Below are 21,822 nucleotides of genomic sequence, written 5' to 3' on the forward strand. Positions count from 1 at the left end.
TCAACCCTTTGAGGTGTCTCGCAAAACTCGACGCAGGGGGTTGCGTCGCGATTCGACGCAGGGGTCGGCATGTGGACCCGCTTCCGGGTGGGTCGCGGTCGGCGTAGGAACGCGCCCACAGGGCGCACTTCCTCCGAAAGCGTCTGGTCTAGGGGTCCGGTCGACGACAATGCGCTGATGGGACGCGATGGAGCGGGGGCTCGCGAGCGTAAACGTCATGGCCGGCACTACACGCCCGCGACGCTTGCGGGTTTCCTGGCCGGGCGGGTGGCCGCGCGGGTCGACTCGACCGGGCCGGTGCGGGTGCTGGACCCGGCCTGCGGGTCCGGGGAGCTGTTGTTCGCCATCAGGGACGCGCTGGCGGGGCGGCTGGCCGGAGTGCCGGTCGAGCTGGTGGGCTACGACCTGGACCCGGCGGGATTGGCGCTCGCGCGGCGGCGGGCCGCGGGGTCGGGGGTGGAGGCCGAATGGCGGCAATCGGATTTCCTGGCCGACTGTGCGGGACTGCCGGACGAATCGTTCGACGCGGTGATCGCCAACCCGCCGTATGTCCGGACCCAGCAGTTGGGTGGGGCAGCGGCGCAGGCGCTGCGCGGGCAGTTCGGGTTACAGGGGCGGATCGATCTGACACATCCGTTCGTCGCGGCGCTGCCGCGCTTGATGATGCCGGGCGGGGTACTGGGTCTGCTGTGCGCGAATCGGTTCCTGACTACGAAGGCGGGGGCCAATCTGCGGGCGTTGCTGCTGACCGATCTGACGCCGGTGGAACTGTACGACCTGGGCGACACCAAGCTGTTCGAGGCGGCGGTACTGCCGGCGGTGACGATCGCCGTGCGCGGCGCGGCGCGGGGGGAGTGCCGGTATGTCTCGGTCTACGAGGAGGAGGGCGGGATCGCTCCGGCCCCGGGGTCCGCGGGCACGGAAACTGCGGAACCGGAAAGTGCGCGTGTAAAAGACGGAGGCCTGGACGCCGCGGGGTCGGATGATGCGGATCTGGAGGCCGCGGATCTGGAGGCCGCGGATCTGGAAGCTGCGGCGCCGGCCGGTGCGGTCTCGGAAGCCGCTGGTGTGGACGGCGCGGATCCGGAAGGTGCGGGGTCGGGAGGTGCGGGCGAGAAAGGCGCCGTGCGGGCCGTGCTGTCTCCGCGTCGGGGCGGACCGCTGGAGGGCGATCCTCCGGATCCGGCGCCGCGGTGGCGGGGAGCAGAGAGCGCGGCCGGTGGCGGGGCGGATACTCGAGCCGGAAAGCGGGTCCGCGGACCGGACTCCGTTTCGGGCGCCGCGAACGAGGAGCGGGAACTGTTCGCGGCCCTGGACGGAGCCGGCGATGCGACGGTGTGGCGACAGGGCCGCCGGTTCGCGGTGACGGTGGGGGAGCTGGCGACCGAATCCGGCGCGGCGGCGGCAACGATGGGATGGCGGATGTCGCGGGCGGGGCACGACGACTGGTTGCGCGGGGTCGCCGCCCGGATGTGGCGCACCTTCGGTGACCTGGGGCGTATCCGGGTGGGGATCAAGACCAATGCGGACAAGGTCTTCATCGCGGCGCACTGGGGTGATCCGGCGGCCGAACCGGAACTGCTGCGCGACCTCATCACCCATCACGATCTGCGGCCGTGGCGGATCGATCGGACCCGCCACACCAGGGTGCTGTATCCGTACGACCTCACGCGCACGCACCGGGTGCCGGTGGATCTGACGCGGTATCCGCGGACCGCGGCCTACCTCGAGCAGCACCGGGAGGCGCTGGCGGCGCGGGGTTATCTCACCGGCGCGGGCCGGGAATGGTTCGAGCACTGGGTGCCGCAGCGGCCGCATCTGTGGCGGACTCCCAAGGTGGTGTTCCCGGATATCAGCGACCGGCCGCGATTCGCGCTGGATCGGTCCGGCGCGGTGGTCAATGGCGACTGCTACTGGATTTCGCTGGCGGACCTGGGCGGGGATGCCGGCGCCGAAGATATGGCCTGTCTGATGATGGGTATCGCGAATTCGTCGCTGGGACTGCGCTACTACGACGCGGTCTGCGGCAACCGGCTCTATTCGGGCCGGCGGCGCTGGATCACCCAATACGTCTCCCGGTTGCCGCTACCGCATCCGGGAACCTCGGCCGCGCTCGCGATCGTGCACCGGGTGCGGGAGCTGGCCGCGGAACCGGAGTCGGGACCGGTGGGCCAAGCGGAGTTGGACGAGCTGGTGGACCGGGCGTTCGCGTGATGAGCGGGTCAGCTCGGGCTGTGCCAGGCGACCATGGGCAGTAAGGTGCGGCGGGCGAATTCGCGGCCGGCGGCCTCGTCCTGGATGGGGATCAGGCCGTCGGGGGTGAGCGCCAGCGACAGCGCCAGGCGAGCCATGATCTCGGCGACCAGGTCCGGATCGTAATCGTTGCCGCTGTCGTGCAGTTCCCGCAGTTTCGCGGCCAGATAGGTGCGGCCGACGGCCAGGATCGGGCCGGCTTCGGTGGTGAGCCGGGGCAGCACGAGATCGGGTTCGGTGCGCAACAACCGGATCAGGAGCGGGTTGCCGGCGATGGCGGAGATGAAGGCGACGAAGATCTCCACGAGCTGGTCCTCGGAGCCGGCCACCGTGCGCACCCGGTTGTCGATCTTGGCGACGAAACGCTGCGCTTCCCGGACGGTGACCGCTTCGACCAAGTCGTTCTTGGACTCGAAGCGACGGTAGAGGGTCGCGGGGCTGATACCGGCGCGGCGGGCGATCTCGCCCATACTGGTGCGTTTGATCCCGAAATCCAAGAATGCCGAGAGCGCGCTGTCGAGCACTTTCCCGCTGTCGGCGGGCGGCTCGGTCAGGATGCGTTGCAGAATCGGCGGTACGGGCGACATGGTTCTCACACCTTATCCGACACCGGATGCGCCGGTGACCTGCGCATTGGTTTCGTGCTGGGTATCACTCCGGCCGCAGATCGAGTTCGGCCATCTCGTGTTCGATCGCGTTGGCCGCGAAATCGACTCCTCGGGAACGCAGTTCGTGGACTCTGCGCCGCAGGGCCTCGATACCTCCTGGTTGCGCGGCGATATCCGCCACGCTCACCCGCCCGGCCGACCGGCGCGTTTCGGACTGCTCGCACGCCACCCGTCATACCTCCTGCCGGGCACGACGCCGTGCCCACCTGTACGGGTCGCCCGAAACACCGACGCCTTGCAGGACAGCGGGTTTCGGGTCCGACCCGTCTCCCCGGATACGTGTTCCCATGGTATCAGTCACCTACTGGACGCTTGTCCAACAAAATGTCCGGGTGGCGGGCGGCGCGGTCAGATCTCCTTCGCCGACCGATGCTCGGACATATGGTGCAGATACACCATGGCATTGAGCTCCACCCCGCGCTGCTGCTCCGCGGTGAGTTCGCGGCGGACCTTGCCCGGCACCCCGGCCACCAGCGAACCGGGCGGAATCCGCGCGCCCTCGGGGATCAGCGCGTTGGCCGCGATGAGGCTGCCCCGGCCGATCACCGCGCCGTTCAACACGGTCGCGCCCATCCCGATCAGGCAGTCGTCCTCGACCGTGCAGCCGTGCAGGATCGCATTGTGCCCGACCGAGACCCCGGCGCCCACGGTGGCCGGAAAGCCCGGGTCGGCGTGCAATACGCAGCCGTCCTGGATATTGCTGCGCTCCCCGACGGTGATCAGTTCGCTGTCACCGCGCAGGACCGCGTTGTACCAGATGCTGACCTCGGCCCCGAGCTTCACCCGGCCGATCACGTTCGCAGTGGGCGCGATCCAGGCGGTCTCGTCTATTTCGGGGCGATGGCCACTGACTTCGATCCTCATATACGCAACCTAACCCGCCCATTCCGGTGCCCGGCGAGGCGGTGGGGACCGTGCCCCGCCGGCGGGGTGCCCTCAGCTCTCGCCGGAGTCACGCAGAATCCATTCCGGCCCGGCGTCGGCGGGCAGGTCACGCAGCTTGTCCGGATTGCGGACGACATGGAGGGCGGTGATGCGGCCGTCGTCGACGGTGAAGGAGAACACGCCGTGGTGCCGGCCGTCGAACACCAGCAGTCCGGGCATACCGTTGACCTCGATGGTCCGGCCCCAGCCGCCCGCGGCGGTGGGCACGTTGTACCAGCCGAGCAGCATCTTCGCGATGACCTCGGCGCCCGTGACCGGTTTACGGATGGCGGGCACCTTGCCGCCACCGTCGGCGGTGAGGGTGACCCGGTCGTCGAGCACCCCGAGCAACGCGCCCAGATCGCCGGACCGCCAGGCCACCGCGAAGGCCGAGACCACCTTCTCTTGTTCGCGAGGGGACGCCGGGAAGCGCGGGGTCCCGTCCTCGACCCGTTTGCGGGCGCGCGAGGCGAGCTGCCGGACCGCGGCGGGGGTGCGGCCCACCACCTCGGCCACCTCCGGGCCCGACATCCCGAACACGTCCTGCAGGACGAACGCGGTGCGTTCGGCCGGTGACAGCGATTCCAGGACCACCAGCAGCGCCATGGTGACCCGCTCGTCCTGGGAGATCCGGTCCGCGGGATCCTCCCAGTCGGTCACCGTGGGTTCGGGTAGCCACTCACCCACGTACTGTTCGCGCCGCCTCCGCGCCGAACCGAGCTGATCGAGGGCCAGGCGGCCGGTGACCGTGGTCAGCCACGCCTGCAGATTGTCGATGGGCGCCCCACCGGACTCCTGCTGCCGCTGCAGCCGCAGCCACGCCTCCTGCACCACATCGTCGGCGTCGCTGAGGCTGCCGAGGGTGCTGTAGGCGAGGCGGCGCAGGTAGGGGCGCAGTTCTTCGAAACGCCGGGCCAGTTCGGCGGATTCTGTTCGGTCGGTCACTGCGGCTCCCCGTTCGGTCGATGCCCGGCGGGCGGGCAATGGTCTCGCCGAGTCGACGACGGGCGCGCCCGATATGTGACATCGGTGCGTCCCGGTCGCCGGGTGGTGTTGCCGACGACCGTATCCGGTCGCGCGGGCGCCACCTGTCGGCGTGGGTACCTGGCGTGGGAACTCCGGCCCCGATCGTCCCCGGCACGGACCGCCGGCCGGGCCTGGATACGCTCACCCGGTGCGCAGAGGTGTTTCGACCGCGGCGGGTCTGCTGATCGGCTTCGCCATCGATCGGGCGGTCGGGGACCCGCGGCGCGGGCATCCGGTGGCAGGATTCGGGATGGTGGCCGCGGCGGTGGAGACGGTGACGTATGCCGACCAACGCCGGGCGGGGATGGTGCATGAACTGGCGCTGGTGGGGTCTGTGGTGGGCTTGGGCGCGGCGCTGCGCCGGGGCGGTGCCGTACCGGTGGCGGCGGCGACCTGGACGGTGCTCGGGGGCCGCAGCCTCGCCCGTACCGGGCAACTGATGGCCGACCGGCTCGAGACCGGGGACCTCGCCGCCGCCCGCGAACTGCTGCCCGCCCTGTGCGGACGCGATCCGGCGGCGCTGGACGCGGACGGTCTGGCCCGAGCGGCCCTGGAATCGATCGCCGAGAACACTTCCGACGCCGCGGTCGCGCCACTGCTGTGGGGCGCGGTGGCCGGAGTGCCCGGACTGCTCGGCTATCGGGCGGTGAACACCCTCGACGCCATGATCGGCTATCGCAACCAGCGTTACCGGCGGTTCGGGTGGGCGGCCGCGCGCGTGGACGATCTGGCGAATCTGCTACCCGCCCGGGCGACCGGGCTGCTCACCGCGCTGATGGCGCCGCTGGTCGGCGGCCGGCCCGGCACGGTACTGCGGACCTGGCGCCGGGATGCCGGAAAGCATCCGAGTCCGAATGCCGGGGTGGTGGAAGCGGCGGCGGCCGGGGCGCTCGGGGTGCGCCTCGGTGGGCGCACCGAATACCGGCACGGGGTCGAGCAGCGGCCGGAACTGGGCGCGGGGCCGGCGCCGACGGTCGGTGATCTGCGTCGGGCCGTGCGGTTGTCCGAACTGGTGCAGTACGCGGCAGTGGTTGCGGCGGCGGCGGTCGCGGTGTCGAGCGCGGGGCTGTGGGAGCGGTTGCGCGCTCCTCGCACCCGGGCTCTGGCCGGGTAGCCCGCAGGTTCGAACAGTGCGGGTGGTTCGATGCGCGAGGTTCCGGCCGCGGGCGTTACGGGCTCCACGGCCGCGCGGCAGCACCGCGCACCCGTGCGCGGTGCACGGTCAGGGGCGGGTGCGGCCGTACCGGTCGGCCAGACGGGCCTCGGTGGTGACCGGTTCGGGGCCGGCCGGCCCCGACTCCTCGGGATCGGACGTGGCCTTCGCCGCGGGCCGCTGCCTACGGCGTTCGCGGATCTCGGCCCAGGCGAAATAACCCAGGCCCAGCGGCGCCATGATGCCGAATGCCAGCCATTGCAGCCCGTAGGAGAGGTAGGGGCCCGCGTCGAGCTGGGGCAGCGGTACCGGGGTGAATGCGCCCGGCTGGTCCTGCGACAGCTGCAGATAGGAACCGCGCTCGCCGACCGGGAGCGGGGTGAGCGGTAGTCCCAGGACCGTGGTCTCCTGCGGGACATCGATCGAATAGACGTGCGGGACGCCGTCCTGGGCCGTGGGTGCGCGCTGCGGGTCGACGTTCTCGGAGACCCGGATCCGGCCCTCGATCCGTTGCACGCCCGACGGCGCGGCGTCGATCGGCGGTGGCTGCGATCCGTCGACCGCCGCCACCAGACCGCGATCCACGAGCAGGGTGCGGCCGTCGGTGAGGGCGAACGCGGACAGCACACCGAAACCGGGCGCGCCGTCGAGATGCCGCAGGCGGACCAGTACGGTCGAATCGGGTACGTAGCTGCCCTCGGCGAAGACCTTCCGCCATTCCGTGGCCGCGTCCGCCGCCGTGCCGTCGAGAACCCCGGTGACCGCCACCGGATCGGCGTGCACCGAATCGGCGATCAGCTGGTTGCGTTCGGAGGTGGACTCGTTCTTGCCGAGTTGCCAGGGGGCCAGCACGGTGAAACACAGGTACGCGAACGCGACCACCACCGCGGCCAGGATCAGCCAGCCGGGACGCAGCAGGAAGGCGAGGCGGCGCATCAGGCCGCACCGCCGGTCACCGGCGCTCTGGCGGCGAGCGTGGCGTGGACCCAGGTCAGCAGGCCCGGGAGCGCGGCCTCGATCTGCTCGCGAACGAGCTCGAAGCCGGCGATGTCGCCGTAGTACGGATCCGGCACGTCGGTGCCGTCGGCGTGCGGGTCGAAACTGCGCAGCAGACGGCGGCGTTCGAGGGGGATACCGCGGACGGCCAGGTCGCGGTCGTGTTCGGTGGTCATGGCAACCACGAGGTCGGCGTCGGCGTGCTCGGCGCCGAAACCGGCGGCCCGGTGCCCGGTGGGGTAGCCGTGACGGCGCAGGGTTTCGGTGGTGCGCGGGTCGGCATCGGCCCCGGTATGCCAGTCGTGGGTGCCCGCACTGCTGACCCGTACCCGGTCGTCGAGCCCGGCCCGGGACAGATGCGCCAGCGCGATCTTCTCCGCCATCGGCGATCGGCAGATATTGCCGGTACAGACGAACGATATGTGCAGCTCACCCACGACAGCCATTGTGGCGGGTCGATACGCCCGCGCGCCACGTAGGGTGCGTCTCATGCTCACCGAACATGTCGATTTCGCCGGGCTGCGTCATCACGGTGATGTGGAAGCCCAGCCGGGTCTGCTCGATTTCGCGGTGAACGTGCAGGGCACCGCGCCCCCACGCTGGCTACGTGACCGGCTGGTCGCCGCCCTGGACTCCGTGGGCCGGTACCCCGCCGCCGCCGACGAGCGGCATGCCCGGGAGGTGGTGGCGACCCGGCACGGGCTGGCGGCCGATCAGGTGCTGCCCCTGGCGGGCGGTGCCGAGGGGTTCGCGCTGCTGCCGCGGCTGGCGCCCCGGCTGGCGGCGGTGATACACCCGTCGTTCACCGAGCCCGAACTCGCCCTGCGCGAGGCCGGTGTCCCGGTGCACCGGGTGCTACTGGAACCGCCCTATGCCTTGGACCCCGCCCTGATCCCGGAAGAGGCAGACCTGGTGGTGCTCGGCAACCCCACCAACCCGACCTCCGTGCTGCACCCGGCCGACGTCGTGCGCGCCCTGCTGCGCCCGGGGCGGGTCGTCGTGGTGGACGAGGCATTCATGGACGCGGTGCCCGGGGAAACGGAGTCGCTGGCGGGCGAGGCAGGGGAGGGGCTGCTGGTATTGCGCAGTCTCACCAAGACCTGGGCACTGGCCGGGTTGCGCTGCGGATATCTGCTCGGGGCACCCGAGGTGCTGCGGCAGCTGGTCCGGGGCCGGGCGCACTGGCCGGTGGGCACGCTGCAGCTCGCCGCGATCGCCGCCACCGCCTCACCGCGTGCCCTCGCGGAGAGTGCGGCGCGGGCGCTGGAGATCAGCGGTGACCGCGCGGCGATGATCGAGCGCCTGGTCGGCGCCGGGGTCGCGGTGCAGACCCCGGCGGCCGCACCGTTCCTGCTGCTCGAGGTGGAACACGGGGAGATCTTGCGTGAATACCTGCGCCGGCACGGGATCGCGGTGCGGCGCGGCGATACCTTCCCCGGCCTGGGGCCGGAGCATGTACGGGTGGCCGTCCGGCCGTCGGCCGAGGTCGACCGCCTGGTGGCGGCGCTGGGCAATGCCGGCCGCTTGGTCTGACGTCCGGTGCCGGTGGCGGGCCCACCGCGCCGGATCCGTGTACGCGCGACATGATTGTCGCGGAGAAACCCCGAGAGAAAGGTGTGCCGTGGCCACCCTTGCCGAACTCGTCGCGACGCTGGAGACGGCCTATCCGCCGGGGCTGGCCGAACCGTGGGATTCGGTGGGTCTGGTCTGCGGAGATCCCGCGGAGGTCGTGCGCCGGGTGCTGTTCACCGTCGATGTCACCGCCGCCGTGGTGGACGAGGCGGTGCAGTGGGGCGCCCAGGCGGTGGTGGCCCACCATCCGCTGCTGCTGCGCGGTGTCGACAGTGTCTCGGCCGACCGGCCCAAGGGCGCGCTGGTGCATCGGCTGATCCGCGCGGGCTGCGCCCTGTTCACCGCGCATACGAACGCCGATTCCGCCGACCCCGGCGTCTCCGACGCCTTGGCCGCGGCCCTCGGGCTGACCGTGACGGGCCCACTGGATCCGAAACCCGTGACGGCGGTGGACAAGTGGACCGTCCAGGTGCCGCCGGAGCAGGCCGACGCGGTGCTGGCGGCGCTGTTCGCCGCGGGCGCGGGCGGCACCGGCGACTATCGGGAGGCGGCCTGGCGGGTCACCGGGACCGGTCAGTTCCGGCCGCTGGAGGGTGCGAACCCGGCGGTCGGCACGGTCGGCGAACTGGCCCGGGTGAGCGAGGACCGGCTCGAGGTCGTCGCTCCCGCCGGTGCGCGGGCCGGGGTGCTCGCGGCGCTGCGGTCGGCGCATCCCTACGAGGAGCCCGCCTTCCACGTGACCGAACGGGCCGCGCTCACCGGAAAGCAGGGCCTGGGCCGCATCGGCACACTCACCGAACCGCTGACGCTGCGCGAGTTCACCGCCCGCGCCACCGCGGCTCTCCCGGCGACGACCTGGGGCGTGCGGGCGGCCGGCGATCCCGACCGGATACTGCGCACCGTGGCCGTCTGCGGTGGAGCGGGCGACTCCCTGCTCGATACCGCCACCCGCCGCGGCGTCGACGCCTATCTCACCGCCGACCTGCGTCATCACCCCGCCGACGAGCATCTGCGCCGCTCGGGTCCGGCGCTGATCGATGCGGCCCACTGGGCGACCGAGTTCCCGTGGTGTGCGCAGGCCGCCGCGGTGGTCCGGGACGGCCTGCCGGATCTGGAGACGCGAGTGTCCACCGTGCGCACCGATCCGTGGACGGTCGCTTGCGGCGGCTGACCGCGGCGGCCGGGTACGCGGCAGGGGGTTGGGACCGGTCGGCGACACCGCCGCCGCCGCGCGGAGTACGGTGGACGTTCTTATCCGTCCACAGCGTGCAGGGAGTTCGTTCGCGTTGAATGTCGAACCATCGATTCAGGCCCAACTGCTGCGTCTCGCCGAGGTCGACACCGAACTGACCCGGATCGCGCACCGGCGCAGCGTCCTTCCCGAACAACAGGAGGTCGACCGGTTCGAGGCCGAACGCAACACGCACAAGGACGCGGCCGTGGCCGTCGAGATCGTGCTGGACGATCTCGACCGCGATATCCGCAAACTCGAGGGTGAGATCGAGGCGGTCCGTAAACGCGAGGACCGCGACCGCGGCGTCCTGGAAGCGGGTTCGGTCGGGGCGAAACAGCTGTCCGAACTACAGCATGAGCTGGCGAGCCTGGAACGGCGCCGCTCGGTGCTCGAGGACGATCTGCTCGAGGTGATGGAACGTCGCGAAGCCTCCGCCGCCGATCACGAACACGCCGGTGCCCGGCTGGACCGCACCGAGACCGAACTCGCCGCCGCCCGTAGTCGCCGCGACGAGGCAGTCGCCGATCTCGACGTCGCCCAGCAGCGCTGCGAAACAGATCGCGCGAAACTGGTCGGCGTGTTCCCGGAGGATCTGCTGGCCGTCTACGACCGGCAGCGCGCCGCGCACGGAATCGGCGCGGCGCTGCTGCAGGCCCGGCGCTGCGGAGCCTGCCGGATCGAACTGGACCGCGGCGAGATCGCCCGGATCACGAAAACCGCGCCCGATCAGGTGGTGCGCTGTCCGGAATGCGGTGCGGTGCTGGTGCGGACCAAAGAATCCGGATTGTGAGACCGCGCCGGACAGCGGGGTCCGAGTAGCGGGAGCGGGAGGCCGAAATGAGCGTGCGCGAGGTCATCGTCGAAGCCGACGGGGGATCCCGGGGTAACCCGGGCCCGGCCGGTTACGGGGCGGTGGTGTTCGACGCCGACCGGGTGCGCGTGCTCGCCGAGCGCCGGGAGGCCCTGGGCGTCACGACCAACAATGTCGCGGAATACCGCGGGCTGATCGCCGGACTGGAAGCGGCCGCCGAACTCGGGGCCCGGGTGGTCGCGGTACGGATGGACTCCAAACTCGTGGTCGAGCAGATGTCGGGCCGCTGGAAGATCAAACACGCGGCGCTGATTCCGCTCGCCGATCGCGCGCGCCGGCTGGCGGCGGACTTCGATCAGGTGAGTTACCGCTGGATCCCGCGTGCGGAGAACTCCCATGCCGACCGGCTGGCCAACGAGGCCATGGACGACGGCAAGCTGGTCGAGGAGGTGCACGCCGCCGACCCGGCCGCTATCGCGCGGCCCGCGCCACCCGCCGAGGTCGCCGATCCGGCCGTGGACTCGCAGAGCGCGTCGGCCCGCCTGGCCGGCTCCGGCCCGGGCTGGACCGGTGCGGCTGGTCGCCCGACCCGGCTGCTGCTCCTGCGGCACGGCCAGACCGAATTGTCGGTGCAGCGGCGCTATTCCGGGCGCGGCAACCCGCCGCTCACCGCCGTGGGCCGGGAACAGGCGGCCCGGGCGGCGAAAATGCTGGCCGCCAAGGGCGATATCGCCGCGATCGTGACCTCACCGCTGGGCCGGGCCCGGGAAACCGCCGAGGCGGCCGGCGCCACGCTCGGTATCGAGGTGCGGGTCGTCGAGGGTCTCACCGAAACCGATTTCGGCGACTGGGAGGGCCTGACCTTCCGGGAGGCCGCCGAACGCGATCCGGAACTGCACGCCCGCTGGCTGGGCGATCCGTCGCTGCCGGCCCCCGGCGGCGAGAGCTTCGACGCGGTCCGGGAACGGGTGGAGGCGGTGCGCCGCGACCTCGTCGCGCGGTATCCCGGGGCGAATGTCGTCGTGATCAGCCATGTGACACCCATCAAAACGCTGCTACAGCTGGCGTTGGGTGTCGGCCCGTCGCTGCTCTACCGCCTGCACCTGGACCTGGCATCGCTGTCGCTCGCGGAGTTCTATCCCGATGGTGGTTCGTCGGTGCGGCTGGTCAACGATACGAGCTATCTCTGACGTCGGTCGGCGGACCGCCCTGGTGTCGCCGTTGATGTAGCGGCTCGTGCGTGCTTCGGTGCGTGGTATCGATCGGCCGGAGGGGCACATGTCGGACCGGCCCGCGACGTTCGGCGGGCCGGTCTCCTTTCCCGCTTTTATTTGTTGCCGTAGTGGTAGCGCGCTTGCATTACGACCACCGTCGTCTCGTCATCGTCGGTGACGATGGCATAGACAAGCCGATGTTCCGCGTCGATGCGGCGGGACCAGACATTGGCGGCGAAGTACTTCAACCGTTCGGGTTTGCCGATTCCCCCATAAGGATCGCGCTTGATGTCGGCAATCAGATTGCCGATGCGTTTGAGCTGCTTGCGTTCTTTGAGCGCCCAATACATGAAGTCTTCCCAGCCTTCATCGGTAAAGGCGATCCTCATCTCGGAATTGCTCCTTACAGATTCAAGTCGAACTCGCTCAGATCCCGTTCGGAGTACTCGCCACGCTGCACGGCCTCGAGACTGCGCAAGAGGCGAATAGCGTTGGCGGGAGAAGCCATGAGGTACTGGGTTTCGACCATAGCGTCGTAGTCGTCTTTCGACAGAATGACGACATTCCCGCCCTTGCTCACCACCTCGACGGCATCGTGATCGGCAGCGACTCGGCCGACGATATTGAACAGGTTCTTTCGCGCTTCCGTAGTAGTTATTGCTTCCATGACATAACTCCGTGGTAGGGGGTACTGGATAGCGTACCACTTATGTACCGTTTCCTGTCGGGAAGCTGGTGGAATGGCGCGTAGAGCGAGGTTGGATGCTTCAGCCTGGTGCCCGCACTCGGTTCTCGTGGTCTTGTCGGCGAGAGACTCCGGCGGATTGGGGTAGCGCCGCCCGCATTGTGGCCGCAGCCTCAGCCGAGGGCGCCCGCTGTGAGCGCGCCGGCCCGGTCCCGGAGGAACCGCGCCGTGAACTCGTCCAGCGGATAGAAGAATTCGACCGCCAGCTCCGAGAGCGTCACGTCCGCGGGGGCGCCGAAGGTGGCCATGGTGCCGAACAGGGAGAGCTCACCGTGCGGGGTGCGCACCCGGATCGGGACCTGGAACGGACCGGGATCGGTGCCATCGGTGTCCTCGTGGCCGGAATCGATCGCGGGATAGCCGCTGACCTCGTCGTAGAGGTCACGCAACCGAGGGTCACCGGTGGTGCCGGCCTGCCGGGCCAGCCGTTCCAGCAGTTGTCCACGCACCTGGCGGGGGTTGGCGAGCCGGGCGGCGAGGCCCTCGGGATGCAGGACCAACCGGTAGACATTCGGCCGGTCGGCGAGCAGACGCGGCGGCACGCCGTCGGTAAGCACCGTCAACGCCGAATTGGCGGTGACCACATCCCACCAGCGGTCGACCGCTACCGCCGGAAAGGGCTCGTGGGCGGCGAGCGTATGCTCCAGGGCGGCCCGGGCCGAGGCGAGGTGGGCGTCGTCGAGACTGCTCTCCTGGTAGGCAGGCGCGTATCCGGCGGCGACCAGCAGCGTATTGCGTTCCCGCAGCGGCACCTCCAGCGTCTGCGAGAGCCGCAGCACCATCTCCCGGCTCGGCGCCGCGCGTCCGGTCTCCACACATGACAGATGCCGGGCCGAGGTACCCGCCGCCAATGCCAGATCCAGCTGGCTCAGCCGCCGCCGTTGCCGCCATTCCCGCACCAGGGCACCGACCCGCGACGGGCTCCCGTTCGCACGCACCTCCATATCGGGAGCGTATCGGGAGCCGGGGCACAGTGACCATGACCTCGGAGGTCATTGAACCGCTGACCATCCGGCGGCACAGTCGGGGACGCAACCCCAGTAGCTGATCCGAGAGGCAGACGATCATGACCACCGCGACCCGGTCCGCATCCACGACGTCCGACGACCTGATGCGCCGCACCCTGCGCCTGGACGGCTGGGGCACCGGTGTCTTCGGTGTCCTGATGCTCGCCGGCGCCGTACCGCTGCGAGATCTTCTGGGTTTCCCGACCTCATGGTCGGTCCCCTTCGGTGTCGCCATGCTCGGTGGCGGGCTGGCGCTGTTGCTCATCGCCGGTTACCCGGTCATTTCGCCGCGGCATGCGACGGGGGTGGTCGTGTTCAACTCGGTCTGTGTGCTGGGGTTGCTCGCTCTGCCGTTCTCCGGTCTGCTCGACCTCACCGGTGCCGGCGTGGCGTTCGTCCTGTTCGGCGCGCTGGTCGTCGCGGCGTTCGCGGCGCTGGAGTACGCCGGTCTGCGGCGGATCATCGGGTGACCGCGGATCAGGCCGGATAGCAGTGGATCTCGGTGGCCTTCAGCGCCGCCCACAGTTCCGATCCCGGCCGGATACGCAGATCCGCCACGGTGGCGGGAGTGATATCGGCCAGCGCCGCAATCTCTCCGTCGAGCCGGACCCGCACCGTGTGGGCGTGCTGTTCGAGATCGGCCACCGTCACCGGCCAGGTGTTGCGCGGACTGCCGTCGGGGCGCCGCGGGTGCAGGCCGACCGCGGATGGCGCGAAGGTGAGGTGTACCGAGCCGGTGGCCGGTTCGGCAACGGTGAGCTCACCGCCACCGTCGAGCCGGACCAGCGTCCCCGCCGCGGTCCCGCGGAACAGGTTGAGCCCTACCAGGTCCGCGACATAGTCGGAGCGGGGCCGACGGGCCACCTCGCCGGGCGGCCCCTGCTGGACCACCACGCCGCCCTCCACGATGACGAGCCGGTCCGCGAGCACCATGGCGTCGAGCGGATCGTGGGTGACCAGCAGGGTATGGCCGGGGTAGTCGCCGAGATGATGGGCCAGCTCGGAACGCACCCGCACCCGGGTCGCCGCGTCCAGCGCCGCCAGCGGTTCGTCCAGCAGCAGCAGATCCGGTTCGACCGCCAGCGCCCGGGCCAGTGCGACCCGCTGGGCCTGACCACCGGACAGGGCCCGCGGCCGGGTGCGTGTGTGCTCGGCCAGCCCCACCCGGTCCAGCCAGTGCGCGGCCCGTTCGCGGGCGGCGGCCCGCCGCACGCCGCGTGCCCGCAGGCCGAAGGCCACGTTCTCCAGCGCGTCGAGGTGGGCGAAGAGCAGATAGTCCTGGAACACCACCCCCACCGAACGGCGTTCGGGTGGCACGAAGGCTCCCGGCGGCGCATCCCATATCCGGTCGTCGAGCCGGACGGATCCCGCCGTGAGCGGGGTGAGTCCGGCCAGGGCGCGCAGGGCGGTGGTCTTCCCGGCGCCGTTGGGGCCGAGCAGGGCGACGACCTCGCCCGGGGCGAGCCGCAGCCCCAGGTCGAGGGAGAAATCACCGCGGGTCACCCGCAGTTCGGCCGTCAGCGTCACAGCACGCCTCGCAGCCAGCGTTCCCGGAGCGCGGCCAGCACCACCACCGAGACCAGCAGCAGCACCAGACTGAGCACGATCGCCGCGGCCGGATCGGTTTCCAGCGCCAGGTACACCGCCAGCGGCATGGTGGTGGTCTTGCCCGGGAAGTTACCGGCGAAGGTGATGGTGGCGCCGAATTCGCCCAGCGCCCGAGCCCAGCAGAGCACCGTCCCGGCCACCACACCGGGTAGGATCGAGGGCAGCGTCACGCGGCGGAAGGTCAGCCGGCGGGAGGCGCCGAGCGTGGCGGCGGCCTCCTCGTAGCGGGGATCGGCCCCGCGCAGCGCACCCTCCACGGAGATCACCAGGAACGGCATCGCCACGAACGCCTCCGCCACCACCACCGCCGCGGTGGTGAAGGGCAGCGCCACGCCGAACCAGTCGTAGAGGTAGCGGCCGACCAGCCCGCGGCGGCCGAGTACCAGCAGCAGCGCCACCCCGCCGACCACCGGCGGCAGGACCAGCGGCACGGTGACCAGCGCCCGCACCAGGCCGCGGCCGGGCAGATCGCCGCGGGCCAGCAGCCAGGCCAGTGGAATACCCAGCACCAGGCACAGCACGGTGGCCAGGCTCGCGCACACCAGCGAGAGACGCAGCGCCTGTCCCACTTCCGCGGAGACCAACCGCTCCGGCAGATCCCGCCACGGTGCCCGGACCAGCAGCCCGGCCAGCGGCACGATCAGGAACACCAGTGCCAGCAGTGCGGGCGCGACCAGGACGATCGGCCGCCGTCCCCGGACCGCCCGGCGCCGGCGTAGTGCCGTCGCCCGGCGCCGCACCGGGCCGGCGTTCACGGGGTATCGAAACCGGCCGTGGTGAAGACCGTGCGTGCCTGCGGTGACAGGACGAAATCGACGAACGCTGCGGCAGCCGCCGGGTTGGGTGCATGCGCCACCGGCGCGATCGGATAGTCGTTGACCGCCTTCTCCGATTCCGGGAACTCGATCCCGGTGACCTCGTCGCCGGCGGCCCGGATATCGGTGCGGTACACCAGCGCGGCATCGACCTCACCGAGTGTCACTTTGGTCAGGACGGCTTTCACATCGGGTTCGCGGGTATCGGGCCGCGGGGTGACACCGGCCGCGGCGAACACCTTGTCGGCGGCCGCACCGCAGGGCACTTGTTCGGCGCACAGCGCGATCCGCGGTTCGGGCCGGCCGAAATCGGCGAGGCCGCTGATACTGCCCGGATTACCGACGGGCACCGCGATCTCGAGCCGATTACCGACGAAGGTGACCGGTCCGGCGGTGATATCGCCCGACTCGATCACCTGCTCCATATTGCGCGGTGCGGCGGAGGCGAACACATCGGCCGGTGCGCCCTGCCCGATCTGTTCGGCCAGTGCCGAACTGCCGCCGAAGCTGAACACCACATCGACCCCGGGGTGGATCTGTTCGAACTGGTCACCGAGGGTGGTGAAGGTCTCGGTGAGCGAAGCCGCGGCGAAAACGGTGACGGTCCCGTTGATCCCGTCACCCGAACCGCCGGAGCCGTCCCCGGAGTCCTGGCCGGCGCAGCCCGCCAGCACGGTAATCAGTACGGCTATCGGGGCCATCCGGCGCACCACGCGCCCTACTGTCGTCGTCATCGTCAACTCTCCGGTATCTCGACCACCACATGCGTCGACTTGACCGACGCGACCGTCACACTGCCCACCTCGATACCGAGTTCGTCCACCGACTCCCGGCTCAACAGGGAGACCAGCCGGAACGGCCCGGCCTGCATCTCCACCTGCGCCATCACGGTGTCGGTGACCACCCGGGTCACGATGCCGCGCATCCGATTGCGGGCCGAGGCCGCCACGGTCACCCCGGGGTCGGGCGCTTCGGCGTGCTGCCGTGCGAATTCGGCCAGATCCCGCCCCCGCACACCTTTGCGCCCGTTCTCCAGCCGGACCGCGGGAAGCCGCCCCTGATCGATCCAGCGCCGCACGGTGTCATCGCTGACCCCGAGCAGCCCGGCGGCTTCCTTGATCCGCAGATACGTCACGATCTGGAGTATATAGCCGGATATGCGGAACAAAGGTAGGGAAAGCGGTATACCTCTCAACCCGGGGGCAGCGGCAGGATCATCTCGTTCTCCGGGCGGGGATCGTCCGCGGCACACGGTTTGCGCGCCCCGGTGGGGAGGAACCCGTTGCGCAGATAGAGCTGTTCGGCCGGCCGGTTCCCGTCCAGCACCCACAACCGCAGGCTCCGGTGACCGGCCTGGGTGGCCCACTCGATCACGGCGTGGACCAGTCCGTCCGACACCCCGGTCCGGCGTGCCCGCGGCGTCGTCCACATCGATACCAGTTCGGGACCGGCCGGGGTGACGATCACACCTGCCGAACCCGTCGGTCGCGCATCGGGTCCGGCCACGAAGAACGGGTCGCGCCGGGCGGTCCACTCACGCCACCGCGGTTCGTCCCAGGTGAGTGCGTCCGCATGGCCCGTGGAGAAGGTCCCGGGTGCCGATCCGGCCAGTGCGTCCAATCGGACCGAGCGAGCGATGTGCCAGTCCTCGGGGCCGATCCGTCGTATCCGCATCCTCCGATGGTGCGGGTAATTCCGTTGTGCGGCAAGGGATGCCCACGCGTGTGTAGGGTGCGTCCCAACGTGGAATATCGGCTCTTCGGGCCGCCCGCCCGGGTATTGGGGTCTAGAATGATCGCAATCGCGGGGGCGGGTCTCGAGGTGGCGTAGCCGGTGCAATCCAAAAAGGTGGTGGTCCTGACCCGAGACCGCCTCGAGGCCGCGCTCGGGTCGGTCGGCTTGTTCGGCTTCAAGCTGACACGCGGCGCCGGGCGTAGGGCGTACAACGCGGCCGACGCACTCGACAAGGTCGACCGCCCGTTCACGATACAGGTCAACGGCCGGACCCGGCTTGTGGTCCCCCGGCCGATCGGGCATCGGCAACTCGATCCGGTGGAGTCCACCGGGCGGACCCGCCCCGGCAGCCGGGAAGAGGCCGCCTTCATGAGCATGGCCCGGGAGAATGCGGCATACGGAACCGAATTGACCCGTGTCACCCTCCGGGATCCGCGCTGGCCGTCTACCGAGGGATGGGTGAAGATGAGCATGGAAGACACCGAGCGGGGCATCGAGATCCACTACGTCTACAACCCCACCACCTTCGAGGCCGCAGATTTCAAGTTCAAGGATCGAACGGAGCCGAACACATGAGCAAGGGAGACGACCGGCCCGGTCCCGCTCTCGCGGCGGGCACCCGCGTCAAGGTGATCAAGGATCCCGGATGGGACGGCCCCTGGCGGGAGGAATTCTTCGGAACCGTCGACTACGATCCCGCGCCCCCGGAACCGGTGACACTGTCCAGTGCCCGGCCCGGCGAACTGGTCTACTGGGTGACCTTCGACGAAACCCAGTACGACGCCGACGATGCCGGCCCCTATCGGAAAGCGCAGGTCTGGGACCGCTATCTCGTGGTGGCGGACCAGCCGTAGCCGGCTGACGTGTTGCCCTGCTCGCTGCCCTCTCGGAGCGGCTGCGCCACCACCACCGGCGTCATGACCGGCCCATTACTGCCACTGTGGAGTTCAGTCTTTCGCCCGCCCGCGACGTACATGACCTGCCGCCAGACGAAACCGGCCAATTCCGGGCCTACCCGCTACCCAGACGCCGCTGTCTGCTCGGCCCGGTCGGCCAGCGCGGTCGTGCGGATGTTTTCGACCACTGCGACGATCCGGTCCACATCTTCCTCAGGAAAAAAATCCTCGGGCTCATCGGTGCGACCGTTTTGAACGGCGGCTCGTACAGCGCCCGCCGGGTAGCACCGCCAGCTCGATATCGCTGATCTCGCCGAGTTCGTCCCGAAAATCGGTGTACAGGGGATTCTGTGTCGCGGCAGGTGCCGGTTGCCTTACACGCAGGGGGACCGACGGGTGCGCCGCCGCTCACCGACGCCGTCAGGGCGATCTGGGCTGCTTCCCGACGACCGACCGAGTCACCGGCCCGTCGACTGCGGACGCACTACCCCGCGACCGTGCCGAAGCGGCGGGACGGCTCGGCCATCCCGCCACCGCGGTCAGTCCTTCGGCCCGCCCGCCACATAGATGACCTGCCCCGAAACGAAACCCGCGCCCTCGCTCACCAGGAATGACGCCGTATGGGCGATATCCTCCGGATAGCCGACCCGGTTCACCGGGATCTGCGCGGCGGCGCCCTTCTGGAAGTCCTCGAAATCAACCCCGACCCGCGCGGCGGTGGCGGCGGTCATATCGGTGACGATGAAACCCGGGGCGATCGCATTGGCGGTGACCCCGTACTTACCCAGTTCGAAGGCGAGGGTTTTGGTGAACCCCTGCATACCGGCCTTCGCGGCCGAGTAGTTCACCTGGCCCCGATTGCCCAGCGCCGAGGTGCTGGACATATTGACGATACGGCCCCACTTCTGTTCGACCATGTACTTCTGGGCGGCCCGGGTCAGCAGGAAGGCCCCGCGCAGATGCACCCCCAGCACGGTGTCCCAGTCGTCGACGCTCATCTTGAACAGCAGGTTGTCGCGCAGCACGCCGGCATTGTTGACCACGACGGTGGGCGCGCCGAGTTCTCCGGTTAGCCGCTCCACCGCGGCGTTCACCGAATCCTCCTTGCTGACATCGGCGCCGAGCGCGATCGCCTTGCCGCCGGCGTTCTCGATCGCCGATACGGTCTCGGCGCAGGCGGCTTCATCGAGGTCCAGGACCCCGACCTGCAGTCCGTCGGACGCCAGCCGTTTGGCGATGGCCGCCCCGATTCCGCGGGCGGCGCCGGATACTATTGCGATCCTCTCGGCCATCAGTTCGAAGTCCTCTCGTGTGGGCGATAGTTCTTACGCCATCTAACAACGTGTGGGGCCGCGGATCGAGGGGATGGCGGGACAAGATCTTCGCGAGGGCGCTGTGCGTATCGGACAGTGCAGGTCGGCGCGATGCCCGGTGTTCGGCGGACCGTACTGCGCCGCGCTGCGGGCCGGACCGGACGTATCGCCGGGCGCCGGGGTCGGTGATCCGCGGGGTAGCCGCAGCGGGCGTGTCCGATGACAGCCGTACGACCCACCGGGTGAGGTCCGGCGCCGGGCCGCAGGTCGCCGCTCTGTCCGTTTATTCACCTAGGTGTGGGTTTTCTGCACTCCCCAAATGGGTAGTAGGCCATCTATTCTCGAAACACCCCACTCACCAGGCAGTTTGGAATGTGATGACCACTCCTCAGTCCCCGTACGATCCGACGACGGGTAAACCCTATCCCGCCCAGCCCCCGACCGGCGCCCAGCAGCCCTACGGCCGGCAGCCCTATGGGGCACCGAATCAGGCGCCGGTCTCGCCGGCCGATGCCAAGCTCTGGGCCGCGCTGGCCCACTTCGGCGGTATCGTGCTCGGGTTCGTCGCCCCGCTTATCGTCTGGGCGATGTACAAGGACCGCGACGAGTTCGTGCGCCGGCACGCGGTGGACGCGTTGAACTTCCAGATCGTGCTGGCGATCGCGTATGTGGTGTCCGCGGTGCTGATGATTCTGCTGATCGGGTTGCTGTTGTTCCCGATCGTGTGGATCGCGGGCATCGTATTCTCGGTGCTGGCCGGGATCGCGGCCAACAACGGCCGGGAGTACAAGTACCCGTTCGATCTCTCGCTGGTGAAGTAGCAGATGTGCCCGGGCCGGCGGTCGTGGCGCCGGCCCGGGCACATGCACGCGGTACCGAAGGGGCGCAGTTCACCCCGGTACCGGCGATCAGGGACGCAGCACCGAGGTCAGGAACTCGGTCTGGTCGTAGACGGTCTGTTCGAAGAGTTCGTCGAAGTACAGATCGAAATGACCTGCGGGATACCGTTCTATTACGGCGTGCTTGGTCTTCTCGGCAGCCCGCAGCGCGGGTCTCACCGGGGTGATCGAATCTTTGTCGCACAGGGCGTACAGCACCGGCATCTTCAATTCCTTCACATGCCGGGCGGGACGGGCGAACAGGATCGAGAAGGCCGCGCGGGCGGCGATCTTGGGCCGGTAGTTCGCGCTCTCCTCGGCCAACCGGCCGAATCCGGCCGGTACATCCGGACCCGTCAACATCGCCGCGGCGCGTTTCCGCCCGGCCAGCCGGATCTGCACCGGTTTACGCAAGATCGTGCCGAACACCAGGTCCGACGCCGCCAGGAAGCCCACCTTCACGAAACCGATCAGTCCCTTCGCCAGTGCGGAGGAGAATCCGCTGACGAACGGGACCTGGGCCACCACCGCAGCGATATAGGTGTCGTCCGGGGCGACCGCCAGGGCGTGCCCGCCGCCCAGTGAGGTGCCCCACAGGGCGATACGGGTGGCATCGAAACCGCGCAGCGTCCGGGCATAGGCCACCGCGGCGATCCAATCCTCCCGCTGGCGGGCGAGATTCACCACTTGGCGCGGGTCGCCGTCGCTGTCCCCGAAATGCCGGTAGTCGAAGGCCAGCACCCCCATTCCCGCCGCGGCGAACCGCCGTGCGAACCGATCCAGTCCCATTTCCCGGTTGGCCCCCAACCCGTGCCCCATCACGACGATGGGGCGTGGCTTGGGTGGGCCGGCCGGTAGGTACAACCAGCCGGCACATTTCTGACCTCCCGACGGGAAGCCGACCTCGACACGCTCCATGATCACCGACCGTACCGAGTCATCGGCCCGGACGAGTCATCCAGCCTTGGCAGGAGT

General features: G+C 69.8%; 27 protein-coding genes. 11 read left to right on the top strand and 16 right to left on the bottom strand.

What is annotated here, in order from left to right:
• The first annotated feature begins 177 nt into the window (after positions 1–177).
• Entirely contained in the window at positions 178–2,214 is a 2,037-nt protein-coding gene (locus tag ACQPYS_RS07395) for an Eco57I restriction-modification methylase domain-containing protein (RefSeq protein WP_433492088.1), read from the top strand.
• A gap of 8 nt (positions 2,215–2,222) precedes the next feature.
• Here the strand turns inward: ACQPYS_RS07395 and ACQPYS_RS07400 are convergent, their stop codons facing one another.
• From ACQPYS_RS07400 to sigJ, 4 genes are all read right to left on the bottom strand, one after another.
• On the bottom strand, positions 2,223–2,840 hold the full coding sequence (locus ACQPYS_RS07400; RefSeq protein WP_433492089.1) for a TetR/AcrR family transcriptional regulator: 618 nt from the start codon (positions 2,838–2,840) through the stop codon (positions 2,223–2,225).
• 64 nt (positions 2,841–2,904) lie between these two features.
• Complete coding sequence (locus ACQPYS_RS07405) at positions 2,905–3,090, bottom strand: hypothetical protein (protein WP_063036889.1); 186 nt, start codon at positions 3,088–3,090, stop codon at positions 2,905–2,907.
• Positions 3,091–3,269: 179 nt separating this feature from the next.
• Entirely contained in the window at positions 3,270–3,785 is a 516-nt protein-coding gene (locus ACQPYS_RS07410) for a gamma carbonic anhydrase family protein (RefSeq protein ID WP_433492090.1), read from the bottom strand.
• A 72-nt stretch (positions 3,786–3,857) separates the two neighbouring features.
• Positions 3,858–4,790, bottom strand: coding sequence for an RNA polymerase sigma factor SigJ (sigJ, locus tag ACQPYS_RS07415; RefSeq protein WP_433492091.1), 933 nt, complete (start codon positions 4,788–4,790; stop codon positions 3,858–3,860).
• Positions 4,791–5,019: 229 nt separating this feature from the next.
• Here sigJ and ACQPYS_RS07420 point away from each other — a divergent pair, with 229 nt between their 5' ends.
• Positions 5,020–5,985, top strand: coding sequence for a cobalamin biosynthesis protein (locus ACQPYS_RS07420; RefSeq protein ID WP_433492092.1), 966 nt, complete (start codon positions 5,020–5,022; stop codon positions 5,983–5,985).
• 108 nt (positions 5,986–6,093) lie between these two features.
• Here the strand turns inward: ACQPYS_RS07420 and ACQPYS_RS07425 are convergent, their stop codons facing one another.
• Entirely contained in the window at positions 6,094–6,960 is an 867-nt protein-coding gene (locus ACQPYS_RS07425) for an SURF1 family cytochrome oxidase biogenesis protein (protein WP_063036881.1), read from the bottom strand.
• Positions 6,960–7,466, bottom strand: coding sequence for a low molecular weight protein-tyrosine-phosphatase (locus ACQPYS_RS07430; RefSeq protein WP_433492093.1), 507 nt, complete (start codon positions 7,464–7,466; stop codon positions 6,960–6,962). The genes ACQPYS_RS07425 and ACQPYS_RS07430 overlap by 1 nt, the downstream gene beginning before the upstream one ends.
• A 43-nt stretch (positions 7,467–7,509) precedes the next feature.
• Here ACQPYS_RS07430 and cobC point away from each other — a divergent pair, with 43 nt between their 5' ends.
• The 4 genes from cobC (at position 7,510) to ACQPYS_RS07450 (ending at position 11,827) form a co-directional block, all read left to right on the top strand.
• Positions 7,510–8,553, top strand: a complete 1,044-nt coding sequence (cobC, locus tag ACQPYS_RS07435; RefSeq protein ID WP_433492094.1) for an Rv2231c family pyridoxal phosphate-dependent protein CobC — start codon at positions 7,510–7,512, stop codon at positions 8,551–8,553.
• A gap of 88 nt (positions 8,554–8,641) precedes the next feature.
• Positions 8,642–9,763 carry a Nif3-like dinuclear metal center hexameric protein gene (locus ACQPYS_RS07440; RefSeq protein ID WP_433492095.1) on the top strand — a complete coding sequence of 374 codons (1,122 nt, stop codon included), beginning with the start codon at positions 8,642–8,644 and terminating at the stop codon, positions 9,761–9,763.
• Positions 9,764–9,878: 115 nt separating this feature from the next.
• The gene (locus ACQPYS_RS07445; protein ID WP_063036940.1) at positions 9,879–10,616 is read left to right on the top strand and encodes a zinc ribbon domain-containing protein; all 738 of its coding nucleotides are present in this window, start codon (positions 9,879–9,881) and stop codon (positions 10,614–10,616) included.
• 47 nt (positions 10,617–10,663) lie between these two features.
• Entirely contained in the window at positions 10,664–11,827 is a 1,164-nt protein-coding gene (locus ACQPYS_RS07450; RefSeq protein ID WP_433492096.1) for a bifunctional RNase H/acid phosphatase, read from the top strand.
• Positions 11,828–11,964: 137 nt separating this feature from the next.
• Here the strand turns inward: ACQPYS_RS07450 and ACQPYS_RS07455 are convergent, their stop codons facing one another.
• From ACQPYS_RS07455 to ACQPYS_RS07465, 3 genes are all read right to left on the bottom strand, one after another.
• Positions 11,965–12,240 carry a Txe/YoeB family addiction module toxin gene (locus ACQPYS_RS07455; RefSeq protein WP_431938582.1) on the bottom strand — a complete coding sequence of 92 codons (276 nt, stop codon included), beginning with the start codon at positions 12,238–12,240 and terminating at the stop codon, positions 11,965–11,967.
• A 14-nt stretch (positions 12,241–12,254) separates the two neighbouring features.
• Positions 12,255–12,518 carry a type II toxin-antitoxin system Phd/YefM family antitoxin gene (locus tag ACQPYS_RS07460; RefSeq protein WP_433492097.1) on the bottom strand — a complete coding sequence of 88 codons (264 nt, stop codon included), beginning with the start codon at positions 12,516–12,518 and terminating at the stop codon, positions 12,255–12,257.
• Between the two features lie 191 nt (positions 12,519–12,709).
• Positions 12,710–13,540, bottom strand: coding sequence for a helix-turn-helix domain-containing protein (locus ACQPYS_RS07465; RefSeq protein ID WP_433492098.1), 831 nt, complete (start codon positions 13,538–13,540; stop codon positions 12,710–12,712).
• A gap of 122 nt (positions 13,541–13,662) precedes the next feature.
• On the opposite strand from ACQPYS_RS07465, the gene ACQPYS_RS07470 reads away from it, so the two are divergent.
• Positions 13,663–14,073, top strand: a complete 411-nt coding sequence (locus ACQPYS_RS07470; RefSeq protein ID WP_433492099.1) for a hypothetical protein — start codon at positions 13,663–13,665, stop codon at positions 14,071–14,073.
• A 7-nt stretch (positions 14,074–14,080) separates the two neighbouring features.
• Here the strand turns inward: ACQPYS_RS07470 and ACQPYS_RS07475 are convergent, their stop codons facing one another.
• Genes ACQPYS_RS07475 through ACQPYS_RS07495 form a run of 5 tightly spaced genes read right to left on the bottom strand, consistent with a single transcriptional unit; the run spans position 14,081 to position 17,700 of the window.
• Complete coding sequence (locus tag ACQPYS_RS07475; RefSeq protein ID WP_433492100.1) at positions 14,081–15,130, bottom strand: ABC transporter ATP-binding protein; 1,050 nt, start codon at positions 15,128–15,130, stop codon at positions 14,081–14,083.
• A complete protein-coding gene (gene modB, locus ACQPYS_RS07480; protein ID WP_433492990.1) occupies positions 15,127–15,951 on the bottom strand; it encodes a molybdate ABC transporter permease subunit in 825 nt (274 codons plus the stop codon). The genes ACQPYS_RS07475 and modB overlap by 4 nt, the downstream gene beginning before the upstream one ends.
• An 11-nt stretch (positions 15,952–15,962) precedes the next feature.
• Positions 15,963–16,760 (bottom strand): molybdate ABC transporter substrate-binding protein, encoded by a 798-nt coding sequence (modA, locus tag ACQPYS_RS07485; protein ID WP_431938578.1) that lies wholly within the window; start codon positions 16,758–16,760, stop codon positions 15,963–15,965.
• A 2-nt stretch (positions 16,761–16,762) separates the two neighbouring features.
• Positions 16,763–17,161: a TOBE domain-containing protein gene (locus tag ACQPYS_RS07490; protein WP_063036934.1), complete on the bottom strand. Its 399-nt coding sequence runs from the start codon at positions 17,159–17,161 to the stop codon at positions 16,763–16,765.
• 56 nt (positions 17,162–17,217) lie between these two features.
• The gene (locus tag ACQPYS_RS07495; protein WP_433492101.1) at positions 17,218–17,700 is read right to left on the bottom strand and encodes an N-acetyltransferase family protein; all 483 of its coding nucleotides are present in this window, start codon (positions 17,698–17,700) and stop codon (positions 17,218–17,220) included.
• Positions 17,701–17,859: 159 nt separating this feature from the next.
• Here ACQPYS_RS07495 and ACQPYS_RS07500 point away from each other — a divergent pair, with 159 nt between their 5' ends.
• The 3 genes from ACQPYS_RS07500 to ACQPYS_RS07510 all read left to right on the top strand — a co-directional run bounded on the left by ACQPYS_RS07500 (position 17,860) and on the right by ACQPYS_RS07510 (position 18,964).
• Positions 17,860–18,336: a hypothetical protein gene (locus ACQPYS_RS07500; protein ID WP_433492102.1), complete on the top strand. Its 477-nt coding sequence runs from the start codon at positions 17,860–17,862 to the stop codon at positions 18,334–18,336.
• Positions 18,333–18,614, top strand: a complete 282-nt coding sequence (locus tag ACQPYS_RS07505; protein ID WP_431938574.1) for a hypothetical protein — start codon at positions 18,333–18,335, stop codon at positions 18,612–18,614. The genes ACQPYS_RS07500 and ACQPYS_RS07505 overlap by 4 nt, the downstream gene beginning before the upstream one ends.
• An 86-nt stretch (positions 18,615–18,700) precedes the next feature.
• Entirely contained in the window at positions 18,701–18,964 is a 264-nt protein-coding gene (locus ACQPYS_RS07510; RefSeq protein ID WP_433492103.1) for a hypothetical protein, read from the top strand.
• A 231-nt stretch (positions 18,965–19,195) separates the two neighbouring features.
• Here the strand turns inward: ACQPYS_RS07510 and fabG are convergent, their stop codons facing one another.
• Positions 19,196–19,948, bottom strand: a complete 753-nt coding sequence (fabG, locus tag ACQPYS_RS07515) for a 3-oxoacyl-ACP reductase FabG (protein WP_433492104.1) — start codon at positions 19,946–19,948, stop codon at positions 19,196–19,198.
• Between the two features lie 398 nt (positions 19,949–20,346).
• Between fabG and ACQPYS_RS07520 the strand changes: the two genes are divergently transcribed.
• Positions 20,347–20,790 carry a DUF4870 domain-containing protein gene (locus ACQPYS_RS07520; RefSeq protein ID WP_433492105.1) on the top strand — a complete coding sequence of 148 codons (444 nt, stop codon included), beginning with the start codon at positions 20,347–20,349 and terminating at the stop codon, positions 20,788–20,790.
• An 87-nt stretch (positions 20,791–20,877) separates the two neighbouring features.
• On the opposite strand, the gene ACQPYS_RS07525 is transcribed toward ACQPYS_RS07520, so the two are convergent.
• Positions 20,878–21,765 (bottom strand): alpha/beta hydrolase, encoded by an 888-nt coding sequence (locus ACQPYS_RS07525; protein ID WP_433492106.1) that lies wholly within the window; start codon positions 21,763–21,765, stop codon positions 20,878–20,880.
• Positions 21,766–21,822 lie beyond the last annotated feature (57 nt).

Source organism: Nocardia grenadensis (assembly GCF_050942415.1).
GTDB lineage: Bacteria > Actinomycetota > Actinomycetes > Mycobacteriales > Mycobacteriaceae > Nocardia > Nocardia grenadensis.